This window comes from Pseudophaeobacter profundi, assembly GCF_029697505.1.
GTDB classification, from domain to species: domain Bacteria; phylum Pseudomonadota; class Alphaproteobacteria; order Rhodobacterales; family Rhodobacteraceae; genus Pseudophaeobacter; species Pseudophaeobacter profundi.
Window position 1 is genome coordinate 18,347 of sequence record NZ_JARJEF010000005.1, and the last position, 15,313, is coordinate 33,659.

Here is a 15,313-nt window from a genome sequence, read left to right on the forward strand (position 1 = left end):
GACGACTTTGATGACTTCGCTTCTGATAAAAAATGCACACATCGGTGATGGCGAACGCACCGACATCCTGATCCGGGACGGCCGGATTGCCGAAATCGCGCAAGGGCTGGAGGCCCCCGGCGTGGCCACCGAAGACGCTGCGGGGGCGATTGCCATTCCCGGGCTGGTGGATGCTCACACCCATCTCGACAAGTCGTTGATTGGCTGGCCCTGGTACAAGAACGATATCGGCGGCGGCAACCTGATGGCGATGATCGACAATGAACGCGCGATGAAAGCGCGGCTGGGGCTGGATCCGCATGTGCAGTCGATGCGACATGCACTGCAAACCGCCGCCTACGGCGCGACGTTGATCCGCAGTCATGTGGACATCGACACTGACGGCGGTCTGCGCGCGCTGGAAGGCGTGATGCGGACCGCCGACAAGCTGGCCGATGTGGTCGAGATCGAGACCGTGGCCTTCCCGCAATCCGGGCTGACGATCCGCGAGGGCACCGCCGAACTGATGGATCAGGCCCTGGCGATGGGCGCCGACCTGGTGGGCGGGCTAGACCCCTGCGGCGTCGACCGCGACCCCAAAGGGCACCTCGATGTGGTCTTCGATCTGGCCGAGAAACATGGCAAGGGCGTGGACATCCACCTGCATGAACGCGGCGAAATGGGCATGTTCTCGATGGAGGAAATCCTGACCCGTGCCGAGGCACTGGGCATGACCGGGCTGGTCACCATCTCCCATGCTTTCTGTCTGGGGATGAATGATTACCAGCGGGTCGAGGCGATGCTGGAACGGCTGGCGGCACTGGATGTGCGCATCATGACCACCGCGCCGGCCTCTTCGCCCGCACCGATGGTCAAGCAGTTGATGGCGCATGGCATCCGCATCGGTGCCGGCAATGACGGCATCCAGGATACCTGGGGGCCTTATGGCAATGGCGACATGCTGGAACGGGCCAAGTTCATCGGCCTGCGCAACAACCTGCGCATGGACAGCGAGGTCAAGACTGCGCTTGATATCTGCGCTGGCGGCGGTGCCGAGGCAATGGCCAAGCCGCGCCGCGCACTGGAGGTCGGGGCACCAGGTGATGTGGTGTTGGTATGTGGTGAAACCGTTGTGCAGGCCGTCGTCAACCACGCGCCGCGCCAGTTGGTGGTCAAAGGCGGTCATGTGACAGCCCGCGACGGCAAGACCCTGGTGGAGGCCCCATGACCAGCTTTACCGATCTGCCACTGGGCGCGCGTCCGCCCGGTCGCTGGGCGCTGCGGGCGGCCTGGGTCATTGCCGACACCCCGTCAGGCCGCCATCTGGTGCCGGATGGTGAGGTGGTGATCGAGGGCGGTCAGGTGATCCACGTGGGCACCGCGTTCGAGGGCGAGGTCGCCGCCCGGTATGACATGGGGCAGGCGCTGATTGCGCCGGGCTTTGTCGATCTCGACGCGCTCTCGGACCTCGACACCACGCTGCTGGCGCATGACAACTGGCCAGGCGACAAGAAAGGTCGGGTTTGGCCGCGCTCTTACGTCGATCACGGCCCATATGAGATGTACAGCCCCGAGGAGCTGGCCTTTCAAAAACGCTTTGCCTTTGGCCAGCTGCTCTTGAACGGGATCACCAGTGCCGCGCCGATTGCCTCTCTGTTCTACCGCGAGTGGGGCGAGACGGTTGCCGAATTCACTGCTGCCGCCGAGGCGGCAGAGGAACTGGGCCTGCGGGTCTGGCTTGGCCCGGCATACCGCAGCGGCGGCATGATCGCCGAGGCGGATGGTCGCCTGACGGCCGAGTTCAACGAGGCACGCGGCATGGCAGGCCTCGACGCTGCTATCGGCTTTGCCGCGAAATGGCAGGGGCATGATCTGATCTCGCCGCTGCTGGCGCCCGACCGGGTGGAGACCTGTACCGAAGACCTGCTGCGCCGCACCATGGCTGCGGCTGAGGACCTGAACTGCCCGGTGCGGCTGCATATGGCGCAGGGCCAGATGGAGCGGGACACCGTGCAGATGCTGCATGGCATGAGCGCACCGCAGTGGCTGGGCAGCCTGGGGCTGCTGAATGGCCGACTGCTGGCACCGCATGCCACAGTGGCGGATGATTCCGACCTTGATCTTTATGCCAGTCACGGCGTCAGCATCGTGCATTGCCCGCTGGTCTCGGCGCGGCACGGCGGCGCGCTACGTTCGTTCCGGCGGCTGCGCGACCGGGGCATCGGCATAGCCATGGGCACCGATACCGCGCCGCCGGACATGGTGCTGAACATGGCAGTGGGCATGATGATGTGCCGGATAGTGGAGGGCGATATGACAAGCATCACCTCGGCTGAAATGTTCGATGCTGCCACTTTGGGCGGCGCAGCGGCGCTCGGTCGCGACGACATTGGTGTGCTGCGAACCGGGGGCCGGGCGGACCTTGCTGTCTTTGACCTCGCCGACAGCGCCATGGCACCGGCCATCGACCCGGTTCAGACGTTGATCCTGGGCGCCACGGGCCGGGTGGCAAAGGCCACCATCGTCGATGGCCGCCTGTCGATGCGCGATGGCGCGGTTGCCGGTATCGACATGGCGATCGCCCGCCGCCGCGCGCAGGTGCAGTTCGACGGTCTCTTGGCCAAATACCCTGACCGCACTGTTGGCCACCCGCCGGTGGCCGAGATCTTTCCCCCGACATATCCGCCGCTGATGCGGCCCCAGACGTGAAGGAAGATGAGATGATGCTGAGGCAAGCGCCTGCACCGCAGGATCCTGGCAGCCAGCCCGTGCCCGAGGGGACGCCAGCACTGGAGGTCGACAGCCTGACCGTGGAATTTCCGACCCGGCGCGGGGTATTGACTGCCATCGATGATGTTTCGATCCAGATCGCACCGGGGGAGATCCTGGGGGTGGTCGGGGAATCCGGTGCGGGCAAGTCCATCACCGGTCTTGCGGTTCTCGGTCTGCTGGAGGCACCGGGGCGGATTGCCAAGGGCGAAATCCGGGTTGGCGGCCGCCGGGTAGACACCCTGACCGAAGAAGAACTGACCCGTGTGCGCGGTCGGGAGATGGGCGCGATCTTCCAGGACCCGCTGACTGCACTGAACCCGCTGTTCTCGATAGGGGCACAGCTGATCGAAACCATCCGCCTTCACAAACCGATGCCGCGCGAGGCCGCGCAACACCAGGCGGTGACACTGCTGCGCGAGGTCGGCATCCCCGCTCCCGAAGAGCGGTTGAAGCAATACCCGCACCAGTTCTCCGGTGGGATGCGGCAGCGGGTGGTGATTGCGCTTGCGCTGGCAGCAGAGCCACGGCTGATCATCGCGGATGAGCCAACAACGGCACTGGATGTCTCGATCCAGGCGCAGATCACCACGCTGCTGCGACGGCTGTGCGACGAACACCGTACTGGCATCATGTTGGTCACCCACGACATGGGCGTGATTGCGGAGACCGCCGACCGGGTGGCGGTGATGTATTCGGGTCGGGTGGTGGAAACTGGTCGGGTCGAAGACGTGCTGCATGATCCGCAGCACCCCTATACCCGCGGGCTGATGGCAGCGATACCCAGCCTGCACGCGCGCAGCGGCACCCTGGCGCAGATCGACGGTGCCATGCCGCGGCTGAACGCGCGCCCCTCAGGCTGTGCCTTTCACCCGCGCTGCCCGCAGGCCGGACCGCGTTGCCTGTCCGAACGGCCGCAGTTGGTTTCGGCGGCGCGCAGCGAAGCGGCCTGTTTCATTCAGGATGGAGGTACCCAATGATGCAGATGAATGATCCAATCCTAACTGTCGACCGGGTCTCGAAACGCTTTGACGTTTCCGCGCCCTGGCTGAATCGTGTGCTGGAAGGCAAACCGCGATTGCTGGTGAACGCGGTAAATGAGGTCAGCTTCACCATCGCCCGGGGCAGTTGCTTTAGCATCGTCGGTGAATCCGGCTGCGGTAAATCCACAGTGGCGCGGCTGGTGACCGGGCTTTATGCCACCAGCGGGGGCGACATCCGTCTTGGCAGCGGCACCGAGGGGCGGCCAGTGCGAGTGCAGATGATCTTTCAGGATCCGCACTCCAGCCTGAATCCGCGCTGGCGCATCGGCGACATCATCGCTGAGCCAATCCGCGAGATGGGACTGCGCAACAACGAGGCTGAGACCATGGCTCGCGTCGAGGAACTGCTGCGCACGGTGGGACTGGCGGCGGATGATGCTCGCAAGTTTCCGCATGAGTTCTCTGGCGGCCAGCGGCAGCGCATTTCAATTGCGCGGGCGCTGGCCTGTGAGCCGGAGCTGCTGGTCTGCGACGAGCCGACCTCGGCGCTGGACGTGTCAGTTCAGGCCCAGATCCTGAACCTCATGCGGCGGCTCCAACAGGAGCTGGGGCTGACCTATTTGTTCATCAGCCACGACCTGAGTGTGGTGCGCCATATGTCTGATATGATTGCGGTAATGTATCTGGGGCGCATCGTCGAGATGGCCCCGGTCGAGGCGCTGTTCAGCCAGCCGCTGCATCCATATTCGCAGCTGTTGCTGAACACGATTCCCGACATCCATGCCCCTAAGCGCGACCGATGTGTCGACAACGGCGAGCCGCCAAGCCCGCTGAACCCGCCTATGGGTTGTGCCTTTCATCCGCGCTGCGCGCTGGCCAACGAGGCCTGCCGGGAAACGGTGCCACCCCTGCGGCATATTGCAGACGGGCACCAGGCAGCCTGCCTACTGGCAGGCTGAGGCACGGCGGGCGTGCGGGAGCTTCGTGCCCGCGCGCGACCAGATCCTTGGCGAGAACAGGTTGCAATTCGACCGCGTGACCCACCATGTGAGAGGTGACCTTGATGTTGTGTCGGTCCCAAAGATCAAGCAGCCTCGGCATGCCGTAGGCATGCCAGGTCGTCATTTCCCAATCTCCTTTGTTGCGAGGGAAGAGGTTTCTGGAACACCGCCATTGCCATCCGGCAGGAAGACGATGATGAGAGAAAGCACAGCCGCGCCGCCAACCGCGTAAATGGACGGAGCGAGTGCCAACCCCAAGGCTGCGAGCCACAGCAAGAGTGTCAGGACGCCGCGCTGGTCCCACGCTCTGCCGCTGGCCAGCATGGCAATAGCACAGGTCATGATTGTCGCCCGAACTATGCTGAGAGCGATATCGGTCGCGCTGCCCTGCCCCAAGAGCCCGGGGATGAACAGGAAAGCAAATGGCAAAAGGTAAATCGCGCTACTGAGCCGCATGGCCTGTTTGGCTACTGCGAACCAGGAGGTCTTTGCGATACCGGACGCTACGAACACCGCCACACAAACCGGCGGAGTGATCGCCGAGAGAGCCGCAAAGTATAGTACGAACAGGTGGGTTGCGAGCGGATCGAAACCGATCCGGATCATCGCCGGTGCCAGAATGGAGGCAACCAGGATATAGGCGGCGGTCGTCGGGACACCCATGCCGAGAACAAGGCACGCCAGGGCCACAACGACCGGCGCCAGCAGGGGCAAAGATGAAAATCCATCCACGATCAGCGACGACAAGGCCACGCCCACGCCTGTCAGGTTGATGATGGAAACCAGGATCTGAGCGCCCGCAAGCAATACCGTGATGGTAACAAAGCCGACACCGGCATCTTGCGCTCCCGCCAGAATGGCCTTTGAACAGATACGCAGATCTTCTTTCCCCCGAATATTGAGCGCTAGGTAAACCCCAAGCAGAACCACGGTTCCAATGAAGGCAGAGAAGGCAATCGACCGGCCGCTGAACACGGCCACGATCAGGGCGGTCAGCCCGGCAATCAGCGGCAGCAGACGTTTCAGGTCCAGCGCTTCGCGCCAGGCTGGCATGTCCTCTTCGGGAACCAGGGGCAGTTGCCAGCGCTTTGCGAGCAAATGCAGTATGACGAAGATCGACGTATAGAACAGCAAGGAGGGAATTATGCCAGCCTTCACGATGGTCAGATAGCTGACGCCGACAAGTTCCGCCATGACGAAGGCGGCCGCCCCCATGATCGGAGGAGCCAATTGCCCGCCCGTGGATGCAACAGCCTCGACCGCGCCCGACAGTCTCGCCGGATATCCGAGCCGTTGCATGAGCGGGATCGTCAGGTTGCCTGTAGTGGCGACATTGGCCACCGCGCTGCCGCTGACCATGCCGAAGAGCCCGGAGGCGACTGTCGCCATTTTCGCTGCACCGCCGGGAGAGCGTCCGCTGACCCGCATCGCAATGTCCATGAAGGTCTGGCCGCCGCCGGTATTCAGGATCATTGATCCGAACAGAACAAAGGGGGCAATTGTTGTCGCAGCCACGCCTGTAAGCAGCCCCCACAGACCGATATCGCCAAGAAACAGCGTTTCTGTCAGGAACCAGATATCCACGCCACGATGACCGAAAGTGCCCGGAATGACACTACCCCAGAGCGCATAGGCAAGTGCTAGGATAACAAAACTCGGGAATGCCCAGCCCACCATCCGGACCATCAGGGTGACCGATGCCAGCAGGAGTATGATCAGAAGCGCGAGGTCCAGTGGTTCAGCGAAGGGTAAGGAAGTTGCAATGATGTCCGATCGCCAGATGATCGAAGCACAGGCAGCGGCACCGCCGGAAGCCAGGATGAGATCGACGATCCATCCCCCTCTTCCGAAGTTTCTTGCTGGGTAAAGTGCAAACCCGAGCAAAATGATTAGCAGCAAAAAGGCCGGGCGTTGGACCAGGTTTGTGAATTGACCAAACCCGGAAGTGAGGGTGACATAAGCAACCGCGCAGAGCGCCAGCACGATCGCCACCAGGGATCGACCGTCCTTAGTCGGGGAAGACGTGGTATCAGACATGGGGGTTTCCTCCAAGGAGGGGGCGGCACCGGGCACCGCCCCAGTCATTTTCAGGGGCGCAAATGGTCCGGAACCTCGTAGCCCTTTTCTTCGAGGTAGCGGATCGTGCCGGGGTGCAACGGCGTCGTGGCGACATCGATAGTCAACTGTGCGAGGTCGAATTCTCCGGTGACGGCAAAGGCACCGCGCTGGATTTCCCGGTCTTCAAAGATTGCCTTGGCAATGCGATAGGCGGTCTCTTCATCGAAATCAGGCTTAACGACCGTGGCAAATCCTATCGACCAGGTCGTATAAGGTTCTGCGCCTTCAATAGCGCCCGCCGACACATCCATTAGGGTCACGTCGCTGACCTTTTCCGAGATTGCCTGTTTCTGCTCGTCGGTAAGCCCCAGGATTTTCACTGGGACAAAAGAGGCGAGATCGAGCGTTGATCCGTCGACCTTGTAACCGACACCTGACTTTACGTATCCCGCAACGCGGTTGTCCTTGATCGCGTCGACCGTATCCCCCGTCGAGCCGCGCACGAATTCAGGCTGAACACCCATCGCTGCGAAGACCCGTTCAGCGGTGCTTTCGGTAGCCGAGCCTCGGATGCCGGGGTTGTATTGGACGCCCTCGAGTTCGGCGATGCTGTTGATCCCCGCGTCCGCCCTCACGATCACGTTCTGCGGCAGTTGTGCATAAATCCAGAGCGTCTGGGTTTCGCTTTGCTGTGGGATCGATTCGTGCCCTTCGGCCGCCAGTTTGGCGATATTCGTCGTGACGAGCCCCATATCCACCTGGCCATGATCAAGTCGCCGCAGGTTGTCGAGAGACGCTCCGGTTTCGACGACCTGCAGGTCGATCCCGGCGGATTTTAAAACCTGAGCTACGGCAACGTAGTAGCCGTACTGGCTTGATGACGATGAGGTCGTTCCGACCGCTAGGCGATCCTGCGCAAATGCCGGTGCGGCAAAAGCAAGACCCAATCCCAGTACGAGGCCGTGTTTCAGGCCAGCAAAAGTGTTCATGATGTTCCTCCACAAGATTGTCCTACAATCTACAATAGACATCATTTACTTCATCAAGTAATCTTTCGTCAAGGAAATGAAGAAAGGAAGTGTCATGCCCATCTACGAAGAGCGGATTTACGAGATCCAACCGGGTCGCCTTGAGGAATACCTTCAGCGCTACAAGGAACTGGGCTATGATGTTCAGACAAAGCATTTGGGCCGACCGATCGGGTACTTTGTTTCCCAGATCGGGGATCTGAATCTTGTCATTCAGTTGCGGCGCTACGATTCACACGCGGACCGCGATTGCCGACGTGCAGCCATGGAAACGGATCCGGACTGGATTCACTATCGAAAGGTGAATTCTCTTCAAATCAGTCAGAAAAACCGGATACTTAAGTCGATGGAGTTTTGCCTGCTCAACGAGGAAGAAGAACACTAATGACAGAAGCCACTTCCCTTGCCTCAGATCTGGATCTCTTGCGCGGCACTAGTATTGCTTCGCTGGTGCGCGCAAAAATTGAGGACGAAATTATCTCTGGCCAGCGGCAGGGTGGGGATCACGTCACTGAGCAAGAACTCACAAGTAAGTTTGGCATCAGCCGTGGACCTGTGCGCGAGGCGCTCCGCGCGCTCGAAGGCCAGGGCCTCCTCGAACAGAAAAAAAATAAAGGCTGGTTTGTCAAAGTCCTGAATCAACACGAGGTCGCATGCGTTTTTGAGATGCGGGCTATCCTCGACAACGGACTGGCAGCCCTTCTGGTGTCAAAACGCACCTCTCGTTCCTGGGAAGAAGGTTTGAAGAGCCTGAAACGCCAGGTCTCCGATATGGACGAAGCGATCAGGTCGAACGACACGGCTAGCTACGCCAAGAACAATCAGGCGTTTCACGACACGTTGCTGGGCATGGCTGGAAACGATCATCTGGCACGAACATATCGTAACCTGATGGGGCAACTCGCCTCACACGTCGCAAACAGTCTGACGCTAGATGATGCGATGAAGATTTCTAACGCCGAACATGTGGACATGATCGACGCGATATCCGAAGCGGATGAACGGAGATTGCGGCAGATCTTCGCCTCGCACAGGGTGGAGACTCTGAACAGAATGACCCAAGTGTCGAACCAGAGCGGCGAAAGCTGAAAGGCCCATTAGGTAACTTGGGGATCTGCTCGAAAGTCCAGCACAATCGCGTCCATCAATGCCCGAACCCGGCGCGGTTGCGTGCGCGCCGCAGGCATGACCGCCTGCAGGCCGATAGGAGCAACTTCAAACTCCCTTAGAAGCGGGATGAGTCGCCCTGCAGAAATATCGTGATGTACATCCCATTGCGATTTGCGCACAATCCCGCGCCCCTCCAAAGCCCAGCGTCGTATCAGGTCGCCATCATTGGCAATCCTGTCACCACGCACCGTGATCATTTGCCTGGCACCGTCGATCTCAAAAGGCCAGGCACGGTCTACATCCGAGCCGAACCGCATGAGAAGGCAGTTGTGGCTTTCCAGGTCGACGGGATGGGCCGGTGTACCGTTTCGCTCCAGGTAGCCAGGTGCAGCGCAGACGATCCGTGAATTGTTGGCTAAACGCCGGACGATCAAACTGCTGTCCGCCAGGTCGCCGTAGCGTATCGCCAGATCGAGACCCGCTGCGGCAACGTCGACAAACCCGTCGCTCAGATGCAGATCGGCCGAGACTTCGGGGTTTTCTTCAAGAAATCTGTCGATGATCTGCGCCAACCGGTTGCGGCCCAGATCGGATGGCGCACTCAACCGGATCGGCCCGGCAATGCGCTCAACTCCAAGCCGGATGCGCGCTTCCAGTTCTTCTGATTCAGCCAGCAAGCGCTGCGCACCATCAACCAGTTCGCGCCCTTCCTCCGTCAGGCTGATGGAGCGTGTTGTCCGGTTCAACAGCCGCGCGCCGTAATGCTTCTCAAGCGCAGCAAGGCGTTCCGACACTGTTGCCGGTGACAACCCCATCTCGCGTCCACCAGCTGCCAGCCCACCCTTTTCGACGATACGCAGAAAGAGCGAAAGATTGTCCAGTATCATTGTTCGTGATCTCCGAAGTATTATTTCGGAAGTTACTCAATTCTCTTGGAATGCCGCAAGGGGTAAGTTGTTGGCAAGCAAGGGAACAGCACGATGCAACTTGACCATGTGACCATACGCACCCGAAACCTCACCGGAACACGGGACTTTTTTGTCGATGTCTTCGGGCTTGAAGAAAAGCCGCGCCCCAAGGTAATCCAGCGGATTCCGGGCCACTGGCTTTATGCCGGTGACGACCCAATTGTCCATTTGATCGGTTCCCGTGGGCTAGGTCCGAACTCCAGCCCCGAAGCCTGGGACCACGTCGGATTTCGCCTAACGGGCTACTCCCGCTTTCGCACTAGCCTCGAAGAAAAAAGCATCCGGTATTCCACCATGGATCTGCCCGAACTGAACGAGCGGCGCCTGTTCTTCCATGCCCCCTGCGGACAGCTCATCGAAACCGTGTTCCGCGAAACCACCCCTTTCTCAGGAGAAGAAAATGACTGACATGACCGGAAAGAAAGCTATCGTGATCGGCGGCACATCGGGTATCGGCGCGGCGGTGGCAGATGCCTTGACCGCGCGCGGTGCCGAAGTGGTACGCGCCAGCCGTTCGACGGGCGTCAATGCCTCGGACGGCGCCGCTCTGGCTGCCTGGATTGCACGACAGGGCCTGATCGACCATCTTGTCTTCACCGCAGGCTCGCAAGCGCCGGGTGGAGCCATTGCATCCCTCGATCTTGACGCCGCGCACGCAGCCTTCGACACGAAATTTTGGGGTAGTATTCGCGCGGCGCAGGCCGCAGCCCCGAACCTGCGGCCAGGTGGCACGATCACTTTCACCAGTGGTTTCCTGGCCAGGCGAACTGTCCCTGGGACATTCGCCAAAACCGCGATGAACGCCGCCCTCGAAGCCTCCGCCAAAATCCTCGCCAAGGAGTTGGCCCCGATCCGTGTCAATGTGGTCAGCCCCGGCCTGACCGAGACAGAGGCTTATGCGGGCATGGATGCGGATGCGCGCAAGCAGATGCTTGACGGGGCGGCGTCCCGCTTGCCCGCTGGTCGCGTGGCCCAACCGCAGGACGTGGCTGCAGGTCATCTCTTTGCCATCGAAACCCCCTCCGTTACCGGTGCCGTGATCGACATCGACGGCGGTGCGCTGATCAACTGAACAGGATTATTCCAATGTCTACCGGATCAAAACTCCCCCTACAGGTCTGGGTCCTCACCCTCTCCGCATTTGCTATCGGAACCGCGGAATTCGTGATCGCGGGCCTCCTCACCCAGGTCGCCGAGGATCTGGCCATCACCGAAGGTCAAGCCGGGCAACTCATTACAGCCTATGCTATGGCGATTGTGATCGGTGGTCCGATCCTGACGCTCTGGCTTACGCGGTTCGACAAACGCAATGTGTTGCTTGGTCTGATGGGATTGTTCATTTTCGGCAATGTCATGTCCGCCTTTGCCGGGGATTATACTACGCTTTTGGTGAGCCGTGTTGTTGCCGGTCTGACCCAGGGCCCCTTCTATGGCATTGGGGCCGTTGTTGCGACGCGGCTTGTTTCCAAGGATATGGAAGGCCGCGCAGTGGGGCAGATGTTTGCCGGTCTGACCCTTGCCAATGTGCTCGGTGTGCCGGGCGGTGCCTGGGTCGGCAATGCTTTTGGCTGGAACGCCACCTTTCTGATTGTAGCGGTTCTGGGTGTGATTGCCACGCTTGCCATCCTGTCCGCGATTCCGCGTCAGGGTCGTGAAGTGGTGGCATCCATTCGGGGCCAAATCGGTGTATTTGCCGACCGCAACCTGCTTGCGAGCCTCGCCTATACCGTTTTGGCCTGGACGGGGTTCATGGGTTTCTATGGCTACATCGCTCCCGTGGCCGAACAGGTGGCTGGATTTGCACGCGCTGACGTGACTTGGGTTCTTGTCATCGTCGGGCTGGGGCTTGTCTTGGGCAACGCCTTGGGTGGCCGTACCGCAGATGCCAATCTGCGCCTGTCCCTGATCGGCTGGCCCATCGCGATGATCGCAGCCCTTGTCGTGGCTGGTTTTGCCGCACCTTCCAAATGGCCCTTTGTCGTCGCTGCTTTCCTCTTTGGCGTGATGAGCTTTGCAAACGTGCCAGCGATGCAAATGCGGGTGATGAAGTTCGGCAGCAAAGCGCCAGAGTTCGCTGCGACGGCCAATATCTCTGCCTTCAATATCGCCAATGCGCTGGGCGGGATCATCGGGGCTGCCGTCGTCGACAGCACACTGGGAGCAACCGCAATACCCTTTGCTGCAGCCATGGTTCCGGTCCTGGGCGTACTGTTCATCCTGACACAGGAACGCAAATCCCGTTCCGGCGTGCAATGCCACGCCTGAGCCAACTTTACCGCAATTCAGACCAAACCTCTCCGAAAGGATCAAAGATGACCACTCTTTTTGATACAGCCAAAGTCGGCGCCATTGACCTGCCATCGCGCATTGCACTTGCCCCGATGACACGCTGCCGCACCGACCAGCCCGGCAACATCCCCAATGCGATGATGGCCGAATACTATGCCCAACGTGCCAATGCGGGGCTGATCATCACCGAAGCCACCCAGATCAGCCAACAGGGCCAGGGGTATTCCTTCACTCCGGGGATTCACTCGGAAGAACAGGTTGCAGGCTGGCGTAAGGTGACCGATGTCGTGCATCAAGCAGGCGGGCGCATCTTCAACCAGCTTTGGCATGTCGGCCGGATGAGCCATGCGATGTTCCATGAAGATGGTCAGCCCGTCGCGCCCTCGGCGATTGCCCCCGATTCAACCGTCTGGGTCGTCGACCCCGCCACCGGCGACGGCGGCATGGTGGAGTGCCCGACACCCCGCGCGCTGGAAACAGTTGAAATCGCAGCCGTCATTGCCGATTATGCCAAGGCGGCCCGCAATGCCAAGGAGGCCGGCTTCGATGGTGTCGAGATCCACGCGGCCAACGGCTATCTGATTGAGGAGTTCCTGCGCGCGAGTTCGAACAAGCGCACGGACGAATACGGTGGCAGCGTTGAAAACCGCATTCGCTTTGCGGTCGAGGTGGTTGAGGCCGTGGCCGCTGAAATCGGTGCGGATCGCGTCGGCATCCGCATCTCACCCTTCATCACGCAGCGTGGGATGGATGACCCCGCAGCGCCGGATGCAATCCTGGCGATGGCCAGGGAACTGGGGCGTATCGGGATTGCTTACATCCATATCGCGGAAGCCGATTGGGATGACGCCCCGGAAACACCGCGCGCCTTCCGCAAAGCCCTGCGCGAGGCTTTCGCAGGTGCAATCATTGTTGCCGGTGGCTATGACAAGAACAAAGCCGATGCCATTCTGAACGAGGGTCTAGCGGATGTTGTGGCCTTTGGACGCCCCTTCATCGCCAATCCAGACCTGCCGCGCCGCTATGCCGAAGGTTTGCCGCTAGCAGATTTCGACGGCGATACGCTCTTTGGTGGCGATCGGAAAGGATATACCTCCTACAGCAACTATGGGGCGGCGGCATGAGCTGCCCCCTTTCCGCCGACGAGGTTGAGCGCGCCCACGGCAACGATCGGACCGGCACCGAGCGTGTCGCCGAAGCCGGGGGTATGCGGATCTGGCACTTGCGTCTTGCCCCCGGCGAGACGCTTTCAGCACATCGCCATGATCGCCCGTATTTCTGGACCGTCCTGACCGACGGAACGGCAAGGTCGCACTACGGCGATGGCCGGATTCAGGACATCACCTATACCAATGGTCAAACGCAGCATTTCCCCGACCTGACCGCCGAAAGTGGCTTCATCCACGATCTGACCAACACCGGCGACGCCGAGCTGGTCTTTGTCACAGTCGAGTTCGATCACTGATACCCAAAAAAGGAATACACAAATGCAACACATGACCAACAGCAAAGCCGTTGCGCTGACCCGCTATCTGCCGGTCAGCGATCCAGAAGCCTTCATCGACGTTGAATTGCCCGTCTCTGCACCAATTGGCCATGACATTTTGGTCGAGGTGAAGGCGATTGCCGTGAACCCTGTCGACACAAAGGTACGTGCCCCGAAGGACAAGATTGAGGAACCACCGCGCGTTCTGGGTTGGGATGCGTCTGCGATCGTAAGCGCGGTCGGCCCGGATGTGACGCTCTTTAAACCGGGCGACGAGGTCTATTACGCGGGTGATATCACCCGTTCCGGCACCAACCAGCAATTTCAACTGGTCGATGAGCGTATCGTTGGACACAAGCCTAAAACCCTCAGTCACGCCGAGGCAGCTGCTCTGCCCCTGACCACGATCACCGCCTACGAGGCCATGTTCGACCGTCTCGGCATCGACCGTGATGGCGCTGATGTCGGTCAATCGATCCTGATGATCGGTGGCGCTGGCGGCGTTGGCTCGATTGCCATCCAACTGGCCAAGCGCGCTGGTCTGACCGTGATCGCCTCCGCCTCGCGCCCAGAGACCATCGCGTGGGTCAAGGAGCTGGGGGCGGATCATACAGTCAACCACCATGAGGATATGGTTGCGCAAACCCGGGCGCTTGGATTCCAACATGCCGATCACATCGCAATCTTCAACGACATGCGTCACTGGGATGCTGCAGTCGAATTGATCCGTCCGCAGGGGGGGATCGTGACAATCGATGATGCCGACCTGCCGATGCCGATGGCCGGCATGAAGACCAAGGCAGCCTCGCTACACTGGGAGTTCATGTTCGCCCGCGCCATGCATCAGACGCCAGACATGATCGAGCAACACAAGCTGCTGAGCTTTGTGGCCGATGAAATCGACACGGGCCGCATTCGTACCACAGTGAGCGAGATACTGTCGCCGATCAATGCGAAAAACCTGCGCAAGGCTCATGCTGCAATCGAAGCTGGCACCGCAAAGGGCAAGATTGTGCTTGAGGGGTTCTGATACACAGGATCAGGAAACAAGCCATCGGCCAACGCATTGTACGCTCGGCCGATGTCACTCCCGGACAGGTTAGTGCTCTTGACATGCTTGGCCTGTCTGTTTTGCTGTTAGGGGTGAACTTGCCCGTGATGAAGTCCGGGCTTGACCATTTTCCCGGTTTTGGATGGTAAGCCTTCGCTTTCTGCTTCGTGCTCCAGTCGTTGCTGTCCTGATCGTCATTGCCAGACACCGCCTGCCGATTCTGACACGAGGCGACTTGCCGGTCATCCTGAGTGTCGCGGTCCTGCAATTTGCGGGTATGATTGTCGATCGGCATTGAATGCTGCCCCCTCTGGTGTTGAGTAGGCCCGGCGCAGCGTAGTTCTCACTTAACGCAGCTGCGGTGGGGCTGCGCGGTTTTTTTAAGCGCCAGCTTTCGTTTCCGGTTTCGACAATTTCGCAGTGATGCGTCAGGCGGTCGAGCAGTGCGGTGGTCATCTTCGCACCACCGAAGACACTTGGCCATTCTACTCGGTTCACGCCGCCATACGGAAATCAATGGGTCCTGACCCTAGGGCTTCGTCTTACCCAAGCTTTAGTCGGATAGATGGGCCGTAAAGATCAACAGCCAAC

The 15,313-nt window shown here is 60.2% G+C and carries 15 protein-coding genes and 1 pseudogene; 12 read left to right on the forward strand and 4 right to left on the reverse strand.

Going from position 1 to position 15,313, the window contains the following annotated elements:
* Positions 1-10 precede the first annotated feature (10 nt).
* Genes P2081_RS09790 through P2081_RS09805 form a run of 4 tightly spaced genes read left to right on the forward strand, consistent with a single transcriptional unit; the run spans position 11 to position 4,690 of the window.
* Complete coding sequence (locus tag P2081_RS09790) at positions 11-1,207, forward strand: amidohydrolase family protein (RefSeq protein ID WP_278922693.1); 1,197 nt, start codon at positions 11-13, stop codon at positions 1,205-1,207.
* The gene (locus tag P2081_RS09795; protein WP_278922694.1) at positions 1,204-2,688 is read left to right on the forward strand and encodes a chlorohydrolase family protein; all 1,485 of its coding nucleotides are present in this window, start codon (positions 1,204-1,206) and stop codon (positions 2,686-2,688) included. Before P2081_RS09790 ends, P2081_RS09795 begins: the two co-directional genes overlap by 4 nt.
* A gap of 14 nt (positions 2,689-2,702) precedes the next feature.
* Positions 2,703-3,728 (forward strand): ABC transporter ATP-binding protein, encoded by a 1,026-nt coding sequence (locus tag P2081_RS09800; protein ID WP_278922898.1) that lies wholly within the window; start codon positions 2,703-2,705, stop codon positions 3,726-3,728.
* Positions 3,725-4,690, forward strand: a complete 966-nt coding sequence (locus P2081_RS09805) for an ABC transporter ATP-binding protein (protein ID WP_313790339.1) — start codon at positions 3,725-3,727, stop codon at positions 4,688-4,690. The genes P2081_RS09800 and P2081_RS09805 overlap by 4 nt, the downstream gene beginning before the upstream one ends.
* A 162-nt stretch (positions 4,691-4,852) precedes the next feature.
* Here the strand turns inward: P2081_RS09805 and P2081_RS09810 are convergent, their stop codons facing one another.
* Both P2081_RS09810 and P2081_RS09815 read right to left on the reverse strand, forming a co-directional pair.
* Positions 4,853-6,769, reverse strand: coding sequence for a TRAP transporter permease (locus P2081_RS09810; protein ID WP_278922695.1), 1,917 nt, complete (start codon positions 6,767-6,769; stop codon positions 4,853-4,855).
* Positions 6,770-6,819: 50 nt separating this feature from the next.
* Complete coding sequence (locus tag P2081_RS09815; RefSeq protein WP_278922696.1) at positions 6,820-7,779, reverse strand: TAXI family TRAP transporter solute-binding subunit; 960 nt, start codon at positions 7,777-7,779, stop codon at positions 6,820-6,822.
* Positions 7,780-7,873: 94 nt separating this feature from the next.
* Between P2081_RS09815 and P2081_RS09820 the strand changes: the two genes are divergently transcribed.
* A complete protein-coding gene (locus tag P2081_RS09820; protein WP_278922697.1) occupies positions 7,874-8,203 on the forward strand; it encodes an NIPSNAP family protein in 330 nt (109 codons plus the stop codon).
* Positions 8,203-8,907: a GntR family transcriptional regulator gene (locus tag P2081_RS09825; RefSeq protein ID WP_278922698.1), complete on the forward strand. Its 705-nt coding sequence runs from the start codon at positions 8,203-8,205 to the stop codon at positions 8,905-8,907. The genes P2081_RS09820 and P2081_RS09825 overlap by 1 nt, the downstream gene beginning before the upstream one ends.
* Positions 8,908-8,915: 8 nt before the next feature.
* Here the strand turns inward: P2081_RS09825 and P2081_RS09830 are convergent, their stop codons facing one another.
* On the reverse strand, positions 8,916-9,815 hold the full coding sequence (locus tag P2081_RS09830; RefSeq protein ID WP_278922699.1) for a LysR family transcriptional regulator: 900 nt from the start codon (positions 9,813-9,815) through the stop codon (positions 8,916-8,918).
* Between the two features lie 93 nt (positions 9,816-9,908).
* Here P2081_RS09830 and P2081_RS09835 point away from each other — a divergent pair, with 93 nt between their 5' ends.
* From P2081_RS09835 to P2081_RS09860, 6 genes are read left to right on the forward strand one after another with little or no spacing between them, the layout of a single operon-like run.
* The gene (locus P2081_RS09835) at positions 9,909-10,304 is read left to right on the forward strand and encodes a VOC family protein (RefSeq protein WP_278922700.1); all 396 of its coding nucleotides are present in this window, start codon (positions 9,909-9,911) and stop codon (positions 10,302-10,304) included.
* The gene (locus P2081_RS09840; protein ID WP_278922701.1) at positions 10,297-10,968 is read left to right on the forward strand and encodes an SDR family oxidoreductase; all 672 of its coding nucleotides are present in this window, start codon (positions 10,297-10,299) and stop codon (positions 10,966-10,968) included. The genes P2081_RS09835 and P2081_RS09840 overlap by 8 nt, the downstream gene beginning before the upstream one ends.
* Positions 10,969-10,982: 14 nt before the next feature.
* On the forward strand, positions 10,983-12,161 hold the full coding sequence (locus P2081_RS09845) for an MFS transporter (RefSeq protein ID WP_278922702.1): 1,179 nt from the start codon (positions 10,983-10,985) through the stop codon (positions 12,159-12,161).
* Positions 12,162-12,208: 47 nt separating this feature from the next.
* Positions 12,209-13,309: an alkene reductase gene (locus tag P2081_RS09850; RefSeq protein WP_278922703.1), complete on the forward strand. Its 1,101-nt coding sequence runs from the start codon at positions 12,209-12,211 to the stop codon at positions 13,307-13,309.
* The gene (locus tag P2081_RS09855) at positions 13,306-13,650 is read left to right on the forward strand and encodes a cupin domain-containing protein (RefSeq protein ID WP_278922704.1); all 345 of its coding nucleotides are present in this window, start codon (positions 13,306-13,308) and stop codon (positions 13,648-13,650) included. The genes P2081_RS09850 and P2081_RS09855 overlap by 4 nt, the downstream gene beginning before the upstream one ends.
* Before the next feature lie 22 nt (positions 13,651-13,672).
* Positions 13,673-14,701: a zinc-binding alcohol dehydrogenase family protein gene (locus P2081_RS09860; protein ID WP_278922705.1), complete on the forward strand. Its 1,029-nt coding sequence runs from the start codon at positions 13,673-13,675 to the stop codon at positions 14,699-14,701.
* A gap of 399 nt (positions 14,702-15,100) precedes the next feature.
* Here the strand turns inward: P2081_RS09860 and P2081_RS09865 are convergent.
* A pseudogene (locus tag P2081_RS09865) lies at positions 15,101-15,208 on the reverse strand (ATP-binding protein); the annotation flags it as partial.
* Positions 15,209-15,313 lie beyond the last annotated feature (105 nt).

Excerpts from the sequence above, each read along its gene's own strand:
- P2081_RS09790 (WP_278922693.1), top strand. The coding sequence starts at position 11 with ATGACTTCGCTTCTGATAAAAAATGCACACATCGGTGATGGCGAACGC.
- P2081_RS09795 (WP_278922694.1), top strand. The coding sequence starts at position 1,204 with ATGACCAGCTTTACCGATCTGCCACTGGGCGCGCGTCCGCCCGGTCGC.
- P2081_RS09800 (WP_278922898.1), top strand. The coding sequence starts at position 2,703 with ATGCTGAGGCAAGCGCCTGCACCGCAGGATCCTGGCAGCCAGCCCGTG.
- P2081_RS09805 (WP_313790339.1), top strand. The coding sequence starts at position 3,725 with ATGATGCAGATGAATGATCCAATCCTAACTGTCGACCGGGTCTCGAAA.
- P2081_RS09810 (WP_278922695.1), bottom strand. The coding sequence starts at position 6,769 with ATGTCTGATACCACGTCTTCCCCGACTAAGGACGGTCGATCCCTGGTG.
- P2081_RS09815 (WP_278922696.1), bottom strand. The coding sequence starts at position 7,779 with ATGAACACTTTTGCTGGCCTGAAACACGGCCTCGTACTGGGATTGGGT.
- P2081_RS09820 (WP_278922697.1), top strand. The coding sequence starts at position 7,874 with ATGCCCATCTACGAAGAGCGGATTTACGAGATCCAACCGGGTCGCCTT.
- P2081_RS09825 (WP_278922698.1), top strand. The coding sequence starts at position 8,203 with ATGACAGAAGCCACTTCCCTTGCCTCAGATCTGGATCTCTTGCGCGGC.
- P2081_RS09830 (WP_278922699.1), bottom strand. The coding sequence starts at position 9,815 with ATGATACTGGACAATCTTTCGCTCTTTCTGCGTATCGTCGAAAAGGGT.
- P2081_RS09835 (WP_278922700.1), top strand. The coding sequence starts at position 9,909 with ATGCAACTTGACCATGTGACCATACGCACCCGAAACCTCACCGGAACA.
- P2081_RS09840 (WP_278922701.1), top strand. The coding sequence starts at position 10,297 with ATGACTGACATGACCGGAAAGAAAGCTATCGTGATCGGCGGCACATCG.
- P2081_RS09845 (WP_278922702.1), top strand. The coding sequence starts at position 10,983 with ATGTCTACCGGATCAAAACTCCCCCTACAGGTCTGGGTCCTCACCCTC.
- P2081_RS09850 (WP_278922703.1), top strand. The coding sequence starts at position 12,209 with ATGACCACTCTTTTTGATACAGCCAAAGTCGGCGCCATTGACCTGCCA.
- P2081_RS09855 (WP_278922704.1), top strand. The coding sequence starts at position 13,306 with ATGAGCTGCCCCCTTTCCGCCGACGAGGTTGAGCGCGCCCACGGCAAC.
- P2081_RS09860 (WP_278922705.1), top strand. The coding sequence starts at position 13,673 with ATGCAACACATGACCAACAGCAAAGCCGTTGCGCTGACCCGCTATCTG.